Origin of the sequence: Chryseobacterium formosense, assembly GCF_900116415.1 — a bacterium.
Taxonomy (GTDB): Bacteria; Bacteroidota; Bacteroidia; order Flavobacteriales; family Weeksellaceae; genus Chryseobacterium; species Chryseobacterium formosense.
The window spans coordinates 14319-34937 of record NZ_FPAP01000001.1; the positions used below are offsets into that span (position 1 = coordinate 14319).

Sequence of the window (20619 nt, forward strand, 5' to 3'; positions counted from 1 at the left end):
TTGTGTACATTGTGGTAAAAAATAATCATGATGACAGCAAACAGCATTTATGGTTGAAAGTTTTTAAAACAAAAAAACCGCAGAAAAAATTTCCACGGTTTAATATTTTCACAGCCAAAGAACTTGACACTTTTTACTAGGCTCTTATCTTAAGCTTCACAAGCTGAACAAGTCACAAAATTCACCATCATTTCTTTAGAAACAGACGAACTTCTTTGGTAGTACAATGTTTTTACCCCTTTTTTCCAGGCTTCGATGTAAAGATAATTTACGTCTTTTACAGGCATCGTTGAAGGAATCTGCAGGTTCAGAGACTGCGCCTGATCAATGTATTGCTGTCTTTGTGCAGCCTGAGAAATGATCTCCATCGGAGAAATTTCTTTGAAGGTTTTAAATACTGCTTTCTCGTCTTCAGTCAACTCATTGATGTGTTGTACCGAACCGTGATTCAGCATGATGGTTCTCCATGTTTCTTCGTTGTCAAGACCTTTTTCTTCTAATAATTTAGCAAGATATTTATTCTTACGCATGAAGTTTCCTTTTGCCAAACCAGCTTTATAATAATTCGAAGCAAACGGCTCAATTCCTGGAGAAGTTTGGCCCAAAATTGCCGAACTGGAAGTTGTAGGAGCAATTGCCATGGTTGTTGTATTACGGATTCCGTAACCTTTTAACAAGTCTGGCTCTCCATAGATATTTGCCAATTCTCTTGTCGCGATATCAGCTTGTTCTTTAATTCTTCTGAAAGCTCTTGCATTGAACTGAGTCGCCTCAAAACTTTCAAACGGAATCATGTTTTTTTGAAGATAAGAATGGTAACCTAAAACTCCCAAACCAAGCGCTCTGTGACGCATTGCGAAGTTTCTAGCTCCCTGAAGGTAGTAATTTCCTTCTGTTTTCTCGATAAATTCAGATAAAACAGCGTCAAGGAAGTAGATGGCTAATTTTACAGCATCCGTATCTTTCCACTCATCGTACAATTCTAGGTTCATCGAAGAAAGACAGCAGATGAAAGACTCTTCTCTTGTCGACGGAAGCATGATTTCCGAGCATAGATTACTTGCATTTACCGTTAAACCAAGATCTTTATAAACCTGTGGTTTGTTTCTGTTAACGTTGTCAGTAAAGAAAATATAAGGAAGACCTTTTTGCTGACGGCTTTCCAAAACTCTCGCCCAGATTTTACGCTTATCCATATCGCCATCAATCATATCCTGCATCCAGTAATCAGGTACGCAAATTCCGGTAAACAGGTTTTGAATCGGGCTTCCGATGTCTTTGATTGATAAAAATTCTTCAATATCTCCGTGGTCAATATCCAGATATGCTGCGAAAGCACCTCTTCTTACACCACCTTGGGAAACTACATCCATTGCAGTATCAAAAAGCTTCATGAAAGAAACCGCTCCCGAAGATTTTCCGTTGTCGGTAACGGCAGTTCCTCTGTTACGAAGTTCCCCGAAATATCCTGAAGTTCCGCCTCCGATTTTCGTCTGCATAATGACTTCACCCATTTTGTGGGTAATTCCTTCGATACTGTCCGGAATATGAACGTTGAAACAAGAGATTGGAAGACCTCTCTGTGTTCCCATATTGGCCCAGACCGGAGAAGAAAAACTGATCCAGCCTTTGGTAATCATTTCTTTGAAAGCAGGCTGTAGTTCAGGTTTGTATAGTCTTTTTGCTGCGGCAGTGGTAATTCTGTCAATCGCACCGTCTACGGTTTCTCCTTTCAGAAGGTAACCTCTGTTCAACATTTGCTCAGATTCTTCGTTGAGCCACCAGATATTTGTATTTTGTTCTTCCATGTTCTTTTATATTGTAAAATGTACGTTGTACATTGATTTTTTATTTTTTAGGAGCATCAAGTTTTGTACTTCTCCTCATTGTTCTGCCTGCTTTCGCTACTCGCTTTTTTTGTTATTGCAAACAAATTGAAGTAATTTATTGAACTGTTTGTCTGCCACAATTACAAAAAGAGCTCAGACAGGCCGCTCAATCAGGGCTAAGACAATGATTTGTTTTCTTTACTTCTTCATCCAGCCATTGCGTGGAACGAAGCAATTTTTTTAAGTTTCGGCTAAAAGCCTTTTCTTATTGATTCAAGTTTGTCATTCCGAGGAACGAGGAATCTCTATTTTGTTTGTGAGATGCTTCGACTCCGCTCGGCATGACATCTCTAATACTAACTGTTTCGACGCTCGCTTCGCTTGCTCCTCAATTTATCTATTCAACTTCAACAGATTTCAATATTTCTACTTTATGAGAATCATTCAATCCGCTTTCGTCTCTTAATTTCTGAAATTCTTTGAAAGACGGAATATTTAATACCGTATTCTGTACTTCTTCGTTTTCATAATTTGAAAAATGAACAAACGTAACACCGTCTTCTTTTACAAAAACTTTATATTCAAATTTTGTCTGGTCTAAAGCTTTAAAATCATTCAAAAACTGCTGAATATTGCTTTTGTTTTCAGAAACAAATTCAGGTTTTACGGTATAGGTTACGATGACGTTAATCATTTTCATATTTTCGTTATTGCGAGGAATAAAATAATCTTAAGTTTTTCCAATTCTTAAATTAATATAGATTAGTATAGTTTTGTTATTAAATTTTAGATGAGAGTTAATTTTCTTTCATTGAATAATTCTGTTAACATAACTTTTGCTTCCTCAAACAATATTTTAAACTCGTTGTAATAGTCTAAGAAATTTTTAACATCTACTTTACCACTTGAATTCATCACCTCTATTCCTTTGTAAAACTGAACTTGAGTTGCTGGTTCTAATTTAGGATCATAAGTTATTTTTGACATTGTTTTTGAATGTGCGTGCGCAAATCCATTTCGTATAGCAGATAATTTTCTAATTTTTTCAAGAACCTCTTTTGAAACATAATCAATATTTGCAAGAATCTTGATTTTCCCACCAAAACTAATTATCGAAGCGTTTAAAGCTATTTTTGTAAAATCATCAATATTTATTGGTTTAAAGAAATCAACAATTAATTTGTCAACGAACATTTCTATTCCATTTAAACAATCAATTGTCCAACCTCTCACTTCTTTGAGGTTATTTTCATCTACTAGTTTAGGTGTAATTATCATTTCTTAAAACAAATCATTTGCCGTAATACTCTTATCATGCTTCGTATAATCCACTGGCCTTTTAGCAAAGAAATCATCCATAGAATTAGCAAAAACTTCTTCTTCAAACCACATCAACGGACGGTATTGTTCAGGAGAGATGTTGTATCTCGGAGCCATGTTGATCTTCTTTAAACTGTCATCAACACGGTATTTCATAAAGTTGATTAAATCTTCTTTTGAAAATTTATCAAGCTCTCCCAATTCAAAGATCCAACTTAAGATTTCGCCTTCCAATTCAACAGACTGGTCTACCAAAGTATAAATATCTTCGATATCAGAATCAGTCAGAAGATCGGGTTGTTCTTCACGAATTTTGTTAATCAAATAGATTCCTCCGTTGGCGTGAATCTGCTCATCAACTGAAGTCCAGGCAATAATGTTGGAAACATTTTTCATGTAACCTTTAAATCTTGTGAACGAAAGGATGATGGCAAATTGAGAGAATAAAGACACGTTTTCAATCAAAATGCTGAACAGTAAAAGAGAAGATACATACTCTTTTGGCGTTGCAGAATTGGCGTGTTTCAAAACATTTGATAAGAATTCGATTCTTTTTTTAAGAGCAGGAACTTCTACAACATGAGTAAATTCTTCATTATAACCCAAAACTTCCAGCAAACGAGAGTAAGCTTCCGAATGACGGAACTCACATTCTGCAAAAGTGGCTCCCAAACCGTTCAGTTCAGGCTTTGGAAGGTGGTTGTAAAGATTTCCCCAAAAAGATTTTACAGAAACTTCGATCTGAGCAATCGCTAAAAGTGCATTTTTTACTGCGTTTTTTTCGTGCGGCTCAAGCTGAGAATGAAAATCCTGAACATCGGCGGTGAAATCTACTTCCGAATGTACCCAGAACGATTTGTTGATGGCTTCTACAAACTGCAGAACTTCAGGATACTCAAATGGCTTATAACTTACTCTTTTATCGAAAATTCCCATATTAAATTGTATTGTCTTACTGTTTTACTTAAAAATAGATTCTGCAATGTGCTCAGAAAAAGATAAGTATTTGATTTTTTGAATGTTATTCAATTTTGCAATCAAGCTTACTTCCTGTGTCAAACTATCTACAAAGTTAGAAAACCAAGCCCTATTTTGAAAGAGGAAAACACTAAAAGGCTGACTTTTAACCTTAAAAGTTTTCCACATTTACATGAAACTCCCTTTGCCATTGGATTAGAGGAACTTAAGCTTAAGAAACAAATCTCAAACAAAGATAACAGTTAAACACTTAATTTTATTTATTTGATAATCATTATTTTAAATATTAAACATGAAGAATTTTAAAGATTTTTTTATTCTTGTAACAAATTGTGTTTTATAACTACTTATAATGCATAAAAACATCCAAAGCTTAATGTTAGTAATTCAGGATTTACATAAATCATACGATACGGGAAAGAGTAAACTGCACGTTCTCAAGGGTATTAATCTTAATATTTCCGAAGGTGAATTTGTCTCTATTATGGGAAGTTCAGGTTCCGGAAAATCTACTTTGCTGAACATCATCGGAATTCTGGATGAGAAAGATTCCGGAGTATATGAGCTTGATGGTATTCCGATCGAACACCTTAATGAAGTAAAAGCCGCAGAATACCGTTCAAAATTTTTAGGATTTGTATTTCAGTCTTTCAACCTTATTGGTTACAAAACGGCTTTGGAAAATGTTGCGCTCCCATTGTATTACCAAAATGTATCGAGAAAAGAAAGAAACCAAAAGGCTTTAGAATATCTCGAAAAAGTTGGCTTGGCGCAATGGGCAAACCACTTACCGAACGAGCTTTCAGGAGGACAAAAACAGAGAGTTGCCATCGCAAGAGCTTTGATTACCAATCCGAAAGTGGTTTTGGCAGACGAACCGACAGGAGCATTAGACTCAAAAACAACACATGATATTATGAAGCTTCTTCAGGACATCAACAACGAAGGGAAAACCATCATCGTTGTAACCCACGAACCGGATGTTGCGGCACAGACGAAAAGAAATGTTATCCTCCGCGACGGAATTATTGAAAGTGATGAGTTTATTAAGCAGGTTGTTTTGTAGCTGGAAGATGGGTGCTGGAAGCTGGAAGTTTTTAGGACTTCATTATTTTCAGATTTAGTCAGAGGAAACAAAAATTTATTATAAAATAAAAAATCGGCGGTAAGATTGATAGACTTCCAGCTTCCCGCTTCAAACCAAAATATATGTTTGACCTAGATCGTTGGCAGGAAATATTCAGTTCGATTCGCAGTAATGTATTGCGAACGGTACTTTCGGGCTTTACCGTGGCATTGGGACTGTTTATTTTTATTGTTCTTTTCGGAATTGGGAAAGGTTTGCAGAATGCCTTTACCGAAGGTTTTGCAAGAGATGCCCAAAACCTGATTTCCATATTTACCGGGAAAACGACCATTGCTTACAATGGTTTGCAATCTGACCGTACCGTTACGATGAATAATGAAGATTATGATTTTCTGGTGAATACCGATAAAGAAAAAGTTGGGTACGCTTCACCAAGATATACCGCCAATCTTCTTGTAAAATATGGGAAAGAAAGCGGAAATTACCAGATCAACGGTGCCAATATGGAAGAGAAGTATATCGAGAACCGAAAAATGCTTCAGGGAAGATATTTGTCTCCAATAGATCTTGAGAGAAAGCAGCATGTTGCAGTTATCGGAAGAATGGTGCAACGTGACCTGATAAAAAACGGAAATCCTGTAGGAAAAGATTTAGATATTAACGGAACCATGTTTAAAGTGGTCGGAGTTTTTTCTGATGATGGAGGAGATTGGGACGAAAGACATATTACCATTCCGATCACTACTTTACAGCAGATGAAAAAGGGTTCAGATACTGTAAGTACGGTTTATATAGCATACGATGATAAGCTGACACCGGATCAGGCCATAAAATATGGAGATCAGCTGAAAGAAAAACTAAAATCACGTAAAAATGTTTCTCCGGATGATGAAAACGGAGTCCGTGTCTGGAACAATGCCCAGAATATGAGCGATACTTTTGTATTTATGGCGGTGCTTACAGGGATTGTCGGTTTTATTGGTCTGGGAACTCTAATTGCCGGAATCATCGGAATCAGCAACATCATGGTGTATATTGTGAAAGAAAGAACAAAAGAAATCGGAGTGCGAAAAGCGATTGGTGCAAAGCCAAGAAGTATTGTTGCGCTTATTGTTCAGGAAAGTGTTGTGATTACGGTAGTTTCAGGATTTGTAGGAGTAGGTTTGGGTATTGTGACGTTGAAGTTGATAGGAAACAATCTTGAAGAATTTTTCATTAAAAACCCAAGTGTAGGTTCAGGTGAAATCATCATGGCATTTTTTGCGCTTGTTTTCGCCGGATTTATTGCAGGTTTTGTTCCTGCATACAGAGCTTCGAAAATTAAACCAATTGAAGCACTGAGAACAGAATAGTTTAATGGTGAAATGTGAATTTTGAAATTGACTTACGAAACAAAATTCATTGTAAAACAAATTCACTTTTACAAAGTAAAAATTGACATTTTAAAGATGAACATTTTATTTAATAAAGATACATGGCAGGAGATTTATTATTCATTGAAGAATAATAAGCTTCGTACTTTTCTCACCATGATCGGCGTGGGTTGGGGAATGTTCTTGTACGTTGTGCTTTTGGGTGCTGCAAAAGGAATGGAAAATGGTTTTGATAAGCTTTTTTCTGGTTTTGCAACAAATTCTATATTTCTTTGGGCACAAAATACTTCTATTCCGTATGAAGGATTTCCGAAAGGAAGAGAAATGAATCTGAAACTTCAGGATATAGAAATGCTGCAGCGAAAAGTAAACGACATTGATTATATTTCTCCCAAAAATTCGAGAGGAAATTTCGGTAAAGCCGGAGAACAAATGTCGAGAAACGGTAAAACAGCAACTTATACGCTGAACGGAGATTATCCGATAGGAAATAAAATTTCAGAAAAAAAACTGATTTTCGGAAGATATTTGAATGATGCGGATGTTTCACAAAATAAAAATGTGGCGGTCATTGGTGAAGAGGTTTACAAAAACTTTTTTAATGCTAAAAAGAACGAAAACCCGATCGGTAAATCAATCAATATTAAAGGGATTTTCTTCAATGTGATCGGCGTTTTCAGGGTGAAAAAGGGTGGTGGTATGGATAATGACCAGACTGTTTTTATCCCGCTTTCCACTTTTACTAAAATATTTAATGACGGAGACAACGTCGATGTTTTTGCGATTGTAAGCAAGCCGAATGCAGATGTAAATTCGGTTGAAGATAAAGTAAAAAACGAGCTGAAAAAGAAAAATAAGGTTTCGCCGGAAGATACCAATGCTTTTGGAAGTTTTAACCTTGGAAAAGAATTTAAAAAACTGACCGGATTTCTAAGCGGAATGCAGCTTTTGACCATCATCGTAGGAACTTTGACGATTCTTGCGGGAGTAATCGCCATTTCGAATATCCTTTTGATTACTGTAAAAGAAAGAACCAAAGAAATAGGCATCAGAAGAGCTTTGGGAGCAAAACCAAGCGAAGTGAGAAACCAGATTTTGCTTGAAAGTGTAGTGATTACACTAAGTTCCGGAATTCTGGGTTTTATTTTTGGCATTATGATTCTCATGCTGATGAATATGATGACGCAGAATCAGGACGAATTTCCGTTTTATAATCCGACGGTAAATTACGGGAATGTATTCGGAGCCATGTCAGTAATGGTTATTTTGGGATTAATTATCGGAATGATTCCGGCTCAGAGAGCGGTGAAGATCAGACCAATTGAAGCTTTAAGAACTGAGTAAGGATGATGAAAAGATTCTCATTATTTCTGATTATTTTATGCTTTGGTATGGCTAAAGCACAGCAGAACGATTTTTTTGTATTTAAAGAAAGCGAAGTTTACAGTCTGTTCAATTTCATGGAAACGGCATCCAAAAAGCAGGGAACTTCATCAAATTACAGACAATATATTGAATCAAAATTATCAGGAGATCAAGAATTTCAGAGGCTTGCCAATGATTTTAAATCGATTGATTTTAATGAAGGAATCGTAAGACAGGATTATCCGAAAGGAAGAAATTACAGAAAAAGTTATCTTACATTATTAGTGGCGCAGTCTTTAAAGTCTAAAGATTTGAAAGATTTTAACGAAAGGATAACCGGAATACTTCCTGTAAATGAGCAGGTAAAAATGCTGGATATCCTTAAAAATGCACAGCCATACTTCAGGAAATATGTCTGGAATGATGGCGAATTGAAAATAAAAAACCAGATCTCAGATCTTAAAAAATACAGAGAGATGAGCTCTCAACTGTTTATAAAGTTTAATAAATTTTATAAATCTTCATGGGATCAGCAGATTCCGTTTTATGTAACGCTGTATCCAATTCCGGGAAAAAGCGGAAGTACAGTTTCTACACCTCATGCGAATGCTTTGTGTATAGGAACGCTTACGGATGCCAAAGATACGGAAGGAACTTTGAGTGTTACGATGCACGAAATGTGTCATATTCTGTATCATGAGCAAAGTCGCAACGTTCAGTTTGAGCAGGAGAAATATTTTAATGAAAACCCGTCTAAATATTCAAAGCTAGCCTATTCTTATTTTAACGAAGCGATGGCAACGGCTTTAGGAAACGGATATGCATGGAAGATGTTGAAAAAAGGAGTTTTGGATCAGGGTGAATGGTATAATAATACGACTATTGATCTTTTTGCAAAAGCAATTTATCCGATGACGGAAAAATATCTGGAAAGCAATAGGTCTATCGACAAAGAATTTATAAATCATGCTGTGAAAGTATTTGGAGAAACCTTTCCGGATGCTATTTATGAATATGATCAGAATTTTAATACCATTAATATTTTCACGGATGATATCGATGGCAATTATATTTTCGATAATTTCTTTGATTATTTTAATGCCAATAATGTCGGAGTAAGCAGCCCGATGAAAAATATTTCGCAGAGCCCGAAGCTTTTGGAAGACAGTTCATCTTTTATCATCATTTTAGATAAACAGCAGAAAGAATATCTGGAAGAATTGAAAACCGTTTTTCCTGAGATTAAAAATATTAAATATGACCAGTCGGTGCAGAACATCAGTTTTCTCGATTCAAAAGGAAGGATGATTGTATTGCTTTTCATATCTAAAAAAGAAGATCTGAAAGCCGCAATGGAAAAGCTTTCAAAACACAAGAAAGTAGACAAAAATAAACTCATTCAATATTAAAATAAACGATACATATGAAATCCTACAAGATTACATATGGTAATTAAAAAAATAAAAATTTACATATGAAAAAGAAATTCACCCTGAAAAAAGCCATTTATATCCTTTTAGGGATCGTATTTGCGGTTGCTCTGATTTCAGGAATCGGATATGTGATTAAATCTAATTCTAAACAAAATGAAGCATTCCTGACCAGAAAACCGACCATTCAGAATATGGAAGATAAGGTGATGGCAACAGGAAAAATTGTTCCCAAAGAAGAAATCGAAATTAAGCCCAATATTGCAGGTATTATCGATAAAATTTTGGTTGATGAAGGTGATAAAGTAGAGGCAGGGCAACTGATTGCCACTGTGAGAATCGTTCCTAATATCGCTGAAGTAAACAATGCACAGCAGAATGTTCAGAACGCACAGCTTCAAATTAATAATGCAAAAGCCAATGTTTCGAATATGCAGACCCAGTTTGCGATGTCTGAAAAATTATTCAAGCAGGGTGTGATTTCAAAGCAGGAATATCTTACGGCTCAACAGCAATTGTACACCCAACAACAAACTTTGAAAAACGCAAATCAACAGTTGGTAACTGCCCAAAAATCATTGCAGATTGCTAAAACAGGTGCGATTCCTGAGTTACAAGGTTTGGCAACTACTCAAATCCGTTCAAAAGCATCAGGAACCGTTCTTGAAGTTCCGGTAAAAGTAGGAAGTCAGGTAATTGAAGCCAACTCATTCAATGCAGGAACAACGATTTGTTCAATCGCAGATTTAAGTTCATTGATTTTCCAGGGTGAAATTGATGAAGCACAAGCCGGAAAACTGAAGCAGGGAATGGACATGAACATTGTGATCGGTGCTTTGCAGAACAAATCTTTCCCGGGTAAACTGACGATGATCGCACCCAAAGGAAAAGACACCAACGGAACAATAAAATTCCCGGTTGAAGGTGATGTAAACAATCCAAATAACGAATACATCAGAGCCGGATTTTCGGCAAACGGAGAAATCGTAATGAGTTCTCAGAAAAATGCTTTGCTTTTGGATGAATCTCTGATTCAGTATGAAAAGAAAAACAGTAAAGACGTTCCTTTCGTTGAGGTAAAACAGAAAGATGGCAAGTTTAAAAAAGTAAATGTTAAATTAGGCGCAAGTGACGGAATCAACGTACAGATTTTACCGGGCTCAGGAATAGATCAAAATTCTGAAGTGAAAGTCTGGAATCCTTCTGATAAAGACAAGGAGGAATTAAAAGAAAAAGCGAAGAAATAATCAGTTTAAAAATACTGACTTATTATATGAAGAAAATATTTTCTTTTTTCCTTTTAAGCTTAATGACAAGTTTGTTTTTTGCGCAGTCCGATAATTATAAATCAATGGCTGATCGTTTTCAGAGTGATTATAATTCAGGAAATTACGACGCAATTTATAACAGCTTTTCTGCTGAAATGAAAACAGCATTGCCTTTGGAAGATACAAAACAGTTCCTATCAGGCTTAAAGCTTCAGCTAGGTAAAATTGAAAGCAAAGAGTTTGTCACCATGGAACAAACCTATGCGGTCTACAAAACCAAATTTGAAAAAGCTGTTTTTGCGGTGAATATTTCTTTGGATCAGCAGAATAGAATCAACGGACTTTTTGTAAAGCCTTATGAAGAAAAAAACAAAGCTGATGGAAATAACAAAACAGTAAATGCTTTACATGGATTTCCAAAAAGCATAAGTGACGCTGTATTTTCAAGTGCGAAAGATTTTCCGGATAATACACAAATTTCAATTGCCTTTATTCAAAATGGTAAAACTCAGTTTTACGGAATTACTAAGCAGAATGATACGGTAAAAAGTATTAAAAATCAAAACAAAGTTTTTGAAATTGGCTCGGTTACAAAAGCTTTTACAGTAACGGTTTTGGCTTCGTTGGTTCAGGATAAAAAGATCAGTTTAAACGATAATATCAATTCATATTTTTCTTTTCCTTTTAAAGATAAAATAAAATTAAATTTTCAAAGTTTAGCAAATCATACTTCAGGTTTGCCTCGTCTTCCGGATAACTTGGATTTATCTAATGAAAGCAATCCGTATAAAAATTATGGTAAAAAGGAGATCGAAGATTATCTTAAAAACAATTTGAAATTAGAGAGCAATTCTTCAACGAAATATGAATATTCAAATTTAGGAGCAGGATTGTTGGGCTACACACTTGGATTAAGCCAAAAAACTACATTTCAGCAGTTGTTGCAGAAAAGAATTTTCGATCGATATAACATGAAAGATTCCTTTACCAGTTCTGAAAATCTGAAAGACAAGCTTGTAAGCGGGATAAATGCAAATGGAGAAAAAATTCCCAATTGGGACTTTGATGTCTTGTTTGGAGGTGGCGGAATTTTATCAACAGCCGAAGATTTATCCAAATTTATAGAGGCACAGTTTAATATTAAAAATGCAGAACTTGCCTTAACAAGAAAACCCACTTTTACCATTAATGATAAAATGAAAATCGGATTAGGTTGGCATATTCTGAAAAATAAAAACAGCAATGAATTTTTATGGCATAACGGCGGAACAGCAGGATATTCTTCATCTTTGGCTTTTAATGCTGAAAATAAAAATGCTGTAATTATTTTATCAAATGTTTCAGCTTTCAATCCTAAAATGGAAAATATAGATAATTTATGCTTTGAATTGATGGATTTGACAAATAAAAAATAAACGAAAAACCGATTTCATCTTAAATAAAAAGTCCCAAATTTTGGGACTTTTATGTTTTAAATTTAAATTAGCTCAGAAACTTTATTTCTTTATCTTTAAAATTGTTTTTTGCGACGATTTTATTCATAGTAACCAGCATTCTTTTGCGAAGCTTAGCCAATTTTCTGATGTTCTTATCTTCACTGTAATCAAAAATACTGTCTTTGAAACTGAAGGTATCACCGTCTTTAAATTCTATTTTATTTTTCTTCAGTTCTCCGAACAGCATAAGGTTGGTCATACTTTCAAGGATGTAATGTTCAGAGTTTTCTAAAGATTTTAAAGTGTTAAGTAATTGTTTTTTGTATTTTTTCTTTCCCATAATTCAGACAATTTTTCTTTACGCAAATATATTGTTTTCATTATAAAGTTATTTTATAATATCTGACTGAATAATTTTCTGGTGATGATAAAATTTAAAAATTAGTTTTACAATATATTTTATTATCGTAATATTGCAATATAAAAGTTAATTATGGGACTTACAAAAACTGAAATTTTTACTGAAAAGCAAAACAGATTAGCAACGCTTTTCAAAGTTTTGGGACATCCGGCAAGAATTGCAATCCTGCAACATATTATCGATCAGAAAGCCTGTATCTGTAATGATCTGGTAGAAGAATTAGGTTTGGCACAAGCCACAATTTCTCAGCATTTAAAAGAACTAAAAAATATTGGGATCATCAAAGGGACTATTGATGGGAAATCTGTTTGCTATTGTATCGACGATAATATCTGGAATGATATTAAAAGTGAACTTGGCTTGTTTTTTAATCAGGATACTCAATCAAAAACTTGCTGTTAAAAGCATTTTTTTGCAAATAATAATCGGTATATAGCGATATAACAATATTAAACATAAAAATTAAAATATGAAATTATCAGAGATTAAACAAATTTTACAATCAGTTGAAAATGTAGAATTTCAATTGGAAAACGGAAGATTCGTTCCGGAACATTTTCACGTTACAGAAATCGGAATGGTTACCAAAAACTTCATCGATTGCGGTGGAACAATCAGAAAAGAAGAAAAAGTAAATTTCCAGCTATGGAATGCGAATGATTATGAACATCGTTTGAAACCGGCAAAACTGCTTCACATCATTCAGCTTTCAGAAGAAAAATTGGGTATTGAAGATTCCGAAATTGAAGTAGAATATCAGGATAAAACGATCGGCAAATATGATCTCGAATTCAATGGGAACAACTTCATTCTGAAAAATAAACTGACTGCCTGTCTCGCTGAAGATGCATGCGGAATTCCTGCCGAAAAACAAAAATTAAATTTGCGTGACTTGTCAGGGAAACAAGACATTTGTTGTACTCCAAATTCAGGATGTTGCTAAAAGATGAAACAAGCATTCATTAAATATAAAAAACCAATCATAATAACATTTTCAGTAATTGTTTTGCAATTGGTTTTTGGTTTTGATCCTAAGTTTTTCATTATTAATATAATTTGGTTATTCGTTTAGATATGGAAAAAAGAATATTAGTGCTTTGCACGGGAAATAGTTGCAGAAGTCAGATCGCAGAAGGCTATTTAAGGTATTTCGCTCAAAATAAGGCAGAAATTTACAGTGCCGGAATTGAAACACATGGCGTGAATCCGAAAGCAATTGCAATGATGAAAGAAGATGGAATTGATATTTCTAATCATACTTCAAATAATATAGACGAATATAGAAATGTAGATTTTGATTTTGTGATTACGGTTTGTGATCATGCTAAAGAAAATTGTCCTTACTTTCCCTCAAAAGCACAGGTTTTTCATCATAATTTTCTAGATCCTGCGAAGGCAAAAGGTACAGATGAAGAAATTTTTCATTATTTTAGAGAGGTACGCAATCAGATTAAAGCATACTGTGAAAATTTTATTGAAGATAATATTAAAAAGTAAGATTAAATATTATAAAATTAAATCATCCAAAGCATTGCATGAATCTTGGCGAAATTTTCCGTATTTTTGGGCTTGAAATTTAAAAATCTATAAGTAAATGGACATTATTTTTGACCTTATCGAAAAAGAAAGAGAAAGACAGTCTCACGGATTAGAGCTTATTGCTTCAGAGAATTTTGTTTCTGAAAATGTGATGAAAGCGATGGGAAGTGTGTTGACCAACAAATATGCAGAAGGATATCCGGGAAAAAGATATTACGGAGGTTGTGAAGTGGTAGATGAGGTTGAAACTTTGGCGATCGAAAGAGCAAAACAGCTTTTTGGCGTTGATTATGTAAATGTTCAGCCGCATTCTGGTTCTCAGGCAAATGCTGCAATTTATTTGGCGGTTTTGAAGCCCGGAGATAAAATTATGGGGATGGATCTTTCGATGGGAGGTCACCTTACTCACGGTTCTGCAGTGAACTTTTCCGGAATTCAGTATGATGTGGTTTCTTACGGAGTACAGCAGGAAACAGGTTTGATCGATTATGATCAAATGAGAGAAGTGGCTTTGAGAGAAAAACCGAAAATGTTGATCGCTGGTTTCTCGGCATATTCAAGAGATTTAGATTATGCTAAATTCAGAGAAGTGGCAGACGAAATCGGAGCGACTCTTTGGGCAGATATTGCGCACCCTGCAGGTTTGGTGGCTAAAGGATTATTAAATTCTCCGTTCGAACATTGCCACGTTGTAACAACAACTACCCACAAGACTTTGAGAGGTCCTAGAGGAGGAATGATCATGATGGGGAAAGATTTTGAAAATACGTACGGTCACAAAACGCCGAAAGGAGAAATCAAAATGATGAGTCAGGTTTTGGATGGTGCTGTTTTTCCGGGAATTCAGGGTGGTCCGTTAGAGCACGTTATTGCAGGTAAAGCAGTTGCATTTGCAGAAGCAATCGATGATCAATTCTTAACGTATGCAAAGCAGGTTAAATCTAATGCTCAGGCTTTATCTAAAGCGATGATTAGCAACGGATTTGATATTGTAAGCGGCGGAACAGACAATCACTTAATGTTGGTAGATCTTAGAAATAAAGGCGTAAACGGAAAAGAAACTGAAAAAGCTTTGGTAAAAGCAGATATTACTTGTAATAAAAATATGGTTCCTTTTGATGACAAATCGCCGTTCACTACTTCTGGTATCAGACTGGGAACTGCAGCAATCACAACAAGAGGTCTAAAAGAAAATGATATGGAAACCATCGCAGGATTAATTTCTGAAGTAGTTGATAATATCAAAAATGAAGAAGTAATTGCTGATGTTAGAAAAAAAGTAAACTCTTTAATGGAGGGTAAGGCTTTATTTAATTATTAATAAATTTTTAGCTGTTGGCAATTTGCTTTTAGCTTTTAAAAAAATAAATCAAAAGAGGTGCAAAGTATTTTGTGCCTCTTTTTTGCAAATTGTAATTTTGTACCATCAACCATCAACCATCAACCATCACCATCAACCATCAACCAAAAAAATGAATTCCGACAAAAAATTGTTCACCTTTGAAGAAATAAAACAGAAACTGGTCAACTATTGTGTATATCAGGATCGATGTCATGCAGAAGTGGAACAAAAGATGCGTGAATTTGTTTTGATTCCTGAAGCGAAAGAAGAAATCCTTTTGTATTTAATGAAGGAAAATTATCTGAATGAGGAGCGTTTTACCCGAAGCTACATCCGCGGAAAATTTTATATTAAAAATTGGGGAAAAACCAAAATTAAGATTAATTTAAAACAGAAAGGCATCACCGAAAAACTAATCTCTACCTGTTTTGATGAAATTGATGAAAATGATTATTTAAACATAATAACCAAGATCTACGGAAATTACGAGGGTAAATTGAAAGGATTACAGAATTATCAAAAAAAAACTAAGACTATTAAATATCTTCTAAATAAGGGCTTCGAATACGAAACTATTTTGCAAGTAATTGAAAATTAACATATACGTAATTTTAACGTTCATTAATATTATTTAGATTTGTCAGACGAAAAAAATAATTTATATGAATTTAAAATTACAAAGTAAATCAAGGACGATTTTTGCGTTTTTGATGGCTCTGTTCTCGGTCTGGGGATGGGGGCAAACAGTGTGGACATATAATTTTGGAACCACTACTGCTACTGTAAGTGGTGCTTCTTCGGATGCATCAAACAGTTTCCCAAACACTCAAACAAATGGCGGGACTGTAAAAGCGCGTATTGGAAATGGTACTGGATCTAGCGCCGGATCTTTTACACTTGCTAATCCAGGGCTTCCAGCATTAGGAACGGAAGCAGAACTTCAATTCAAAACTAATGGCGGAACAACATCTGCAACAAAATTTGGATTGTATGACTACACTGCAAGCAGAGAAGGTTACATGAAGTTTAGGATTGCATTTTCTGGAGGATCTGCAGGAACTTATGCACTTGCTTTGGGTGATGGAACTAATTTTAGTGATAATAACTCTGTTAGCAGTACTCAGATATTTTCTGGTATACAGTGGCAATTTGGATCATCTAATGCTATATCATATCAAGTGCTGAATGGTGGAAGTTGGGTAACAACAGGTCTTCCAGCAAATAGTTCTACAACTCTTTTTTCACAAAGTACATCAAATGTTTTTGAGGTAGAGATTTATTATAATAATACGGCAAACTCAATTACATATTCAAAAGGAGGATCATATGATCTTAGTGTAGGGAAATGGGATTTATGGGTAAATAATGTTAAGATTAATACTTCAGAATTATCAAAAGGATCGCTAAGTTCCACTGGTAATATAGACTCTTTTATATTCTATCACCAATCTAGTGTTGCCGGTGGTACTCAAGGTACTATTTACATTGATGATATAGAGTATTCAAATGCTCTTCCTGTAGTGTCTTGTACAGCACCTGCTACACCTAATGGTGTAATTTCAGGAGCACAATCAGCTTGTAATACAGGTACTTTGACATATACTTACGGAACCGGTGAGCCATTAAGTGGTGTTTCTTATTATTGGCAGACATCTGCAACAGGAACAAATAGTACTGCTGCAAATAGTGCATCAAACCCTTTGAATATTACTTCTTCAGGATCATATTTTGTTAGAGCCTACAATGGCACATGTTGGTCAACAGCAACAACTGCTTATGGTGTAACAATTAATTCTAATCCTACAATTGGTTCGCAGCCATCAAATCAAACAGTAACAGCTCCAACAGCAGCTATTTTTAATGTAACTGCTCCCGGAACAAATACCTATCAATGGCAGGTAAATAAAAATAATGGAAATGGTTTTGTTAATGTTACAGATGGAACAGGTGGAACAGGTGGAACAACGGCTTCATATACCACAGAAGCTACAAGTGCATCTATGAATGGTTATCTGTATCAAGTGCTGGTAACAAACTCTTGCGGTAATGTAACATCGTCATCGGCTACATTAACAGTAGTAATCCCCCCTGCAAATGATCTTTGTTCTTCTGCAACAGCTTTAACGTCAGGAAATACCTTAACCGGATCCATGGTTAATGCAACAGCAACATCTGGTCTTGCCGCATCTCCAACAAAAAAAGATGTTTGGTATAAATATACTGCATTAAATTCTGGTAACCATGTTATCACTGCTAATTTTGCTTCAGGAGTAGATTTAGATATTCATATATACACAGGAGCTTGTCCTGCTTCTGGTAATGCTACATTTGTTGGGGAAACTGTAGGTGGTACATCTGAAGTTCTTAACGCAAATTTAGTAAGCGGAACTGATTATTATATCCGAGTTATTGATTACGATGAAAATGCCACTACATTTACAATCAACTTGCAGGAGCCTTTGCCATGTGTAGCTCCAGCTATTGTAACCAATCTCAATTTAACGCCAACATCAAGCAGTATTGCAGGTACATTTACTGCTAACACTGCTTCTGGATATATGGTTGTGCTTAGTACCAATTCTACATTATCTTCTTCTCCGGTAAATGGAATAATTTATAATGTCGGAGACTCTTTTGGAGGCGGAACCGTAGTTAAATTTTCTGCTGGTGCAAATTTTACAGCTAATAATTTAAATCAAAATACAAATTATCATTTTTTTGTATTCTCATATAATACGCAATGTATTGGGGAGCCATTTTACAACGGAACATCTCTAAATGGAACTGTGGCTACTTTAACGGGACCTTGTTTAAGTGAAGATTTTACAGGTTGGAGTAATGCTTATGGAAATTGGACTAGAACAACTTCTGCCGGAACGTGGACTGCAGTTGACTCTTTTTCCGGAGGAGGACAGATTCAAATGAATGATGTAGGAGATTATTTAGAACTTCCTCTTTTAAATAATCCTTCTTCAATGTCATATGATGGTGCTCTGAGTTCTTCTCCAAGTAGCAACAATAGAATAAAAGTACAGTATTATAATGGTACTTCATGGGTTGATGTAATAGAACACACGGCTACATCTACAACATTTGCTTCTTTTACTGCAACCTTTCCTAGTCAATTAGCTTCAATGACTGGAGTACGAGTGAGATTGTATCGATCAGCTGATGATAGAACGCATTATATAGATAATGTTCAGGTATTTTGTGCTACACCAATTGCAGGAACTACATGGACTAATTCAGGTTGGTCAAACGGTACTCCTTCAGCAACAGTTGATGCGATTATTTCAAGTAATTATTCTGGAAGTGGTTTTGTTGCGCAGAATCTAACAATTGATCCAACCTATACCCTTACAATCAATAATAACGAAACCGTTACCGCAGGAAATGTAACGAACAACGGTAACATTATTGTAAATGACGGAGGTAATTTTGTTCAGACAACTGGCGGTGTTTATACATCTGGAACAGGAGCTTCTTTTATAACAAACAGAAACAGTGCAAGTGTTGGAGGAAAATATGTATTCTGGTCATCACCAGTTGCAAACCAGAATTTGTATACAGCATATTCAAATGGTTCTTCTGCTACTGCACCAACTTATGTTATGACTTACGATACAGCAACAAATCTTTATCCTAACGTTACAAATGATAATGCAAACTTTACCAATAATGCAGGGAAAGGATATTCTGTAAAAGTACCTGCAAATAACGCAACCGTAGCTTTTGGAGGAGGTTCTCAAATTCCGAACAATGGTACCGTGAATGTAGCATTAGCAGGAACATCTGGAGGTATCAACAATTTTAATTTAATTGGAAATCCGTATCCTTCTAATATCGATTTGAATGCCTTCTATTCTGCAAACCAATCTTTATTAAATTCAACATTCTGGTTTTGGGACAACACAACGGGGAATGTTACTACACAAACAGGTAATACTTCGGTTAATGTAGGTTATGCTACGGTGAATGCTGCGGATCCTGCAGGCAACACATGGGTAGAAGCACCGGGAACACAGACTTATAATAATACTGTTCTTAATGCAACAGGAAATATTGCAAAAGTGGGGCAGGGCTTTATTGTAAAAGCGCTTGATGCCGGAAATGTTTCGTTTACAAACGCAATGCGTTCTTCAAGTGTTGGAGGTACATTAAACAAAAATGCAAGTTCAGGTAAATTCTGGATTAAATTAACGACTTCTTACGGAAATACAGTTACTCAGGCAATCACATACAGTCAAGGTGCTTCAGATGCTTATGATGTATATGATTCTAAGGCAATGGGTATGGGTTCTGATGCATTCTATAATTTAGTTGGTGCTGAAAAATTGGTTATTCAGGGTAAATCAACTTTCCATATTGATGATGTTGTTCAGTTGGGTAACAAACATTTCGAAAACGGAAACTTTACCATTTCTTTATCTCATAAAGAAGGTCTGTTTGCAAATGGTCAGGATATTTATCTACATGATAAACAAACGGGAACTTATACAAACCTACAGTCTGGAGCATACAACTTCTCAGCTAATGCAGGAGATTTCACAAACAGATTTGAGATCGTATATAAATTAAATGTATTATCTACCAACGAAACAGAAAAAGGAAGTTTTGAAGTTTACAGAAACGGTGAAGATTTCGTAGTAAGAAACAATAAGAATATTCAATCTGTTGAAGTTTTTGATGCAGCAGGAAGAAAAGTTCAGCAAGTTACTTCTAATTCAAAATCGCTAACTGTAAAAGTTCAGGCTAAAGGTCTTTATATTCTAAAGGCAATTTCTGAAGGTAAAGAATATACTCAAAAAATAATTAAATAAGAAGATGATGAAAAATATAGTAACAGGATTTTTATTGGTTATTTCTAGCGTTGCATTTGGGCAATCAGATAATCCTTATGTTTATGACGAGCCAGAAATGTCTACAATGGCAGATGGTGAAAATCCGGCTGGACCGGGAGATCCAAAGTTGGTTCCAATTGATGATTATATTCCGGCTCTAATGGTGGTTGCTGTGATCTTTACTTTTGCCTATGCAAAAAGAAAGAAATTGTCTGCAGAATAATCGTCAAAAATCAATTAATCTATATAGACTTCCGAAACAAATTTTCGGAAGTCTTTTTTATATTACTCATAATTAATAAATTGTATAACAGAAGACTTTGTTTTGTAAAATTTTTATTCATTTATGTTTTTTATTGAATTTTTTTACATTAATTTGTGATTTGTGTT

18 protein-coding genes are annotated in these 20619 nt (G+C 35.1%); 13 read left to right on the forward strand and 5 right to left on the reverse strand.

What is annotated here, in order from left to right:
• Nucleotides 1–149: 149 nt before the first annotated feature.
• The 4 genes from BM371_RS00080 to BM371_RS00095 form a co-directional block, all read right to left on the reverse strand.
• Nucleotides 150–1808, reverse strand: a complete 1659-nt coding sequence (locus BM371_RS00080; protein ID WP_034674470.1) for a ribonucleoside-diphosphate reductase subunit alpha — start codon at nucleotides 1806–1808, stop codon at nucleotides 150–152.
• 418 nt (nucleotides 1809–2226) lie between these two features.
• Complete coding sequence (locus BM371_RS00085) at nucleotides 2227–2523, reverse strand: hypothetical protein (protein WP_034677131.1); 297 nt, start codon at nucleotides 2521–2523, stop codon at nucleotides 2227–2229.
• A 92-nt stretch (nucleotides 2524–2615) separates the two neighbouring features.
• Nucleotides 2616–3107 carry a hypothetical protein gene (locus BM371_RS00090; RefSeq protein ID WP_034674472.1) on the reverse strand — a complete coding sequence of 164 codons (492 nt, stop codon included), beginning with the start codon at nucleotides 3105–3107 and terminating at the stop codon, nucleotides 2616–2618.
• 3 nt (nucleotides 3108–3110) lie between these two features.
• Nucleotides 3111–4085: a ribonucleotide-diphosphate reductase subunit beta gene (locus BM371_RS00095; RefSeq protein WP_034674474.1), complete on the reverse strand. Its 975-nt coding sequence runs from the start codon at nucleotides 4083–4085 to the stop codon at nucleotides 3111–3113.
• Nucleotides 4086–4503: 418 nt separating this feature from the next.
• On the opposite strand from BM371_RS00095, the gene BM371_RS00100 reads away from it, so the two are divergent.
• The 6 genes from BM371_RS00100 (at nucleotide 4504) to BM371_RS00125 (ending at nucleotide 12065) form a co-directional block, all read left to right on the forward strand.
• Entirely contained in the window at nucleotides 4504–5193 is a 690-nt protein-coding gene (locus BM371_RS00100) for an ABC transporter ATP-binding protein (RefSeq protein WP_034674476.1), read from the forward strand.
• Between the two features lie 143 nt (nucleotides 5194–5336).
• Nucleotides 5337–6566, forward strand: coding sequence for an ABC transporter permease (locus tag BM371_RS00105; protein WP_034674478.1), 1230 nt, complete (start codon nucleotides 5337–5339; stop codon nucleotides 6564–6566).
• A gap of 96 nt (nucleotides 6567–6662) precedes the next feature.
• On the forward strand, nucleotides 6663–7931 hold the full coding sequence (locus tag BM371_RS00110; protein ID WP_034677133.1) for an ABC transporter permease: 1269 nt from the start codon (nucleotides 6663–6665) through the stop codon (nucleotides 7929–7931).
• 2 nt (nucleotides 7932–7933) lie between these two features.
• Nucleotides 7934–9361 (forward strand): hypothetical protein, encoded by a 1428-nt coding sequence (locus BM371_RS00115; RefSeq protein ID WP_034674480.1) that lies wholly within the window; start codon nucleotides 7934–7936, stop codon nucleotides 9359–9361.
• 65 nt (nucleotides 9362–9426) lie between these two features.
• Entirely contained in the window at nucleotides 9427–10629 is a 1203-nt protein-coding gene (locus BM371_RS00120; RefSeq protein ID WP_034674482.1) for an efflux RND transporter periplasmic adaptor subunit, read from the forward strand.
• Between the two features lie 26 nt (nucleotides 10630–10655).
• Nucleotides 10656–12065 (forward strand): serine hydrolase, encoded by a 1410-nt coding sequence (locus BM371_RS00125; protein WP_034674483.1) that lies wholly within the window; start codon nucleotides 10656–10658, stop codon nucleotides 12063–12065.
• A gap of 67 nt (nucleotides 12066–12132) precedes the next feature.
• Here BM371_RS00125 and BM371_RS00130 read toward each other — a convergent pair whose 3' ends face one another.
• Nucleotides 12133–12426, reverse strand: coding sequence for a hypothetical protein (locus BM371_RS00130; protein WP_034674484.1), 294 nt, complete (start codon nucleotides 12424–12426; stop codon nucleotides 12133–12135).
• Between the two features lie 153 nt (nucleotides 12427–12579).
• Between BM371_RS00130 and BM371_RS00135 the strand changes: the two genes are divergently transcribed.
• The 7 genes from BM371_RS00135 (at nucleotide 12580) to BM371_RS00165 (ending at nucleotide 20452) form a co-directional block, all read left to right on the forward strand.
• Nucleotides 12580–12909, forward strand: a complete 330-nt coding sequence (locus tag BM371_RS00135) for an ArsR/SmtB family transcription factor (protein WP_034674485.1) — start codon at nucleotides 12580–12582, stop codon at nucleotides 12907–12909.
• A 67-nt stretch (nucleotides 12910–12976) separates the two neighbouring features.
• Nucleotides 12977–13450: a DUF6428 family protein gene (locus tag BM371_RS00140; RefSeq protein WP_034674487.1), complete on the forward strand. Its 474-nt coding sequence runs from the start codon at nucleotides 12977–12979 to the stop codon at nucleotides 13448–13450.
• Nucleotides 13451–13581: 131 nt separating this feature from the next.
• A complete protein-coding gene (locus BM371_RS00145) occupies nucleotides 13582–14004 on the forward strand; it encodes an arsenate reductase ArsC (protein ID WP_034674489.1) in 423 nt (140 codons plus the stop codon).
• Nucleotides 14005–14101: 97 nt separating this feature from the next.
• On the forward strand, nucleotides 14102–15367 hold the full coding sequence (glyA, locus tag BM371_RS00150) for a serine hydroxymethyltransferase (RefSeq protein WP_034674491.1): 1266 nt from the start codon (nucleotides 14102–14104) through the stop codon (nucleotides 15365–15367).
• A 151-nt stretch (nucleotides 15368–15518) separates the two neighbouring features.
• Complete coding sequence (locus tag BM371_RS00155; RefSeq protein WP_034677135.1) at nucleotides 15519–15986, forward strand: regulatory protein RecX; 468 nt, start codon at nucleotides 15519–15521, stop codon at nucleotides 15984–15986.
• A 64-nt stretch (nucleotides 15987–16050) separates the two neighbouring features.
• On the forward strand, nucleotides 16051–20208 hold the full coding sequence (locus BM371_RS00160) for a T9SS type A sorting domain-containing protein (protein ID WP_051882637.1): 4158 nt from the start codon (nucleotides 16051–16053) through the stop codon (nucleotides 20206–20208).
• Nucleotides 20209–20215: 7 nt separating this feature from the next.
• Nucleotides 20216–20452 (forward strand): hypothetical protein, encoded by a 237-nt coding sequence (locus BM371_RS00165; RefSeq protein ID WP_034674493.1) that lies wholly within the window; start codon nucleotides 20216–20218, stop codon nucleotides 20450–20452.
• Nucleotides 20453–20619: the final 167 nt, after the last annotated feature.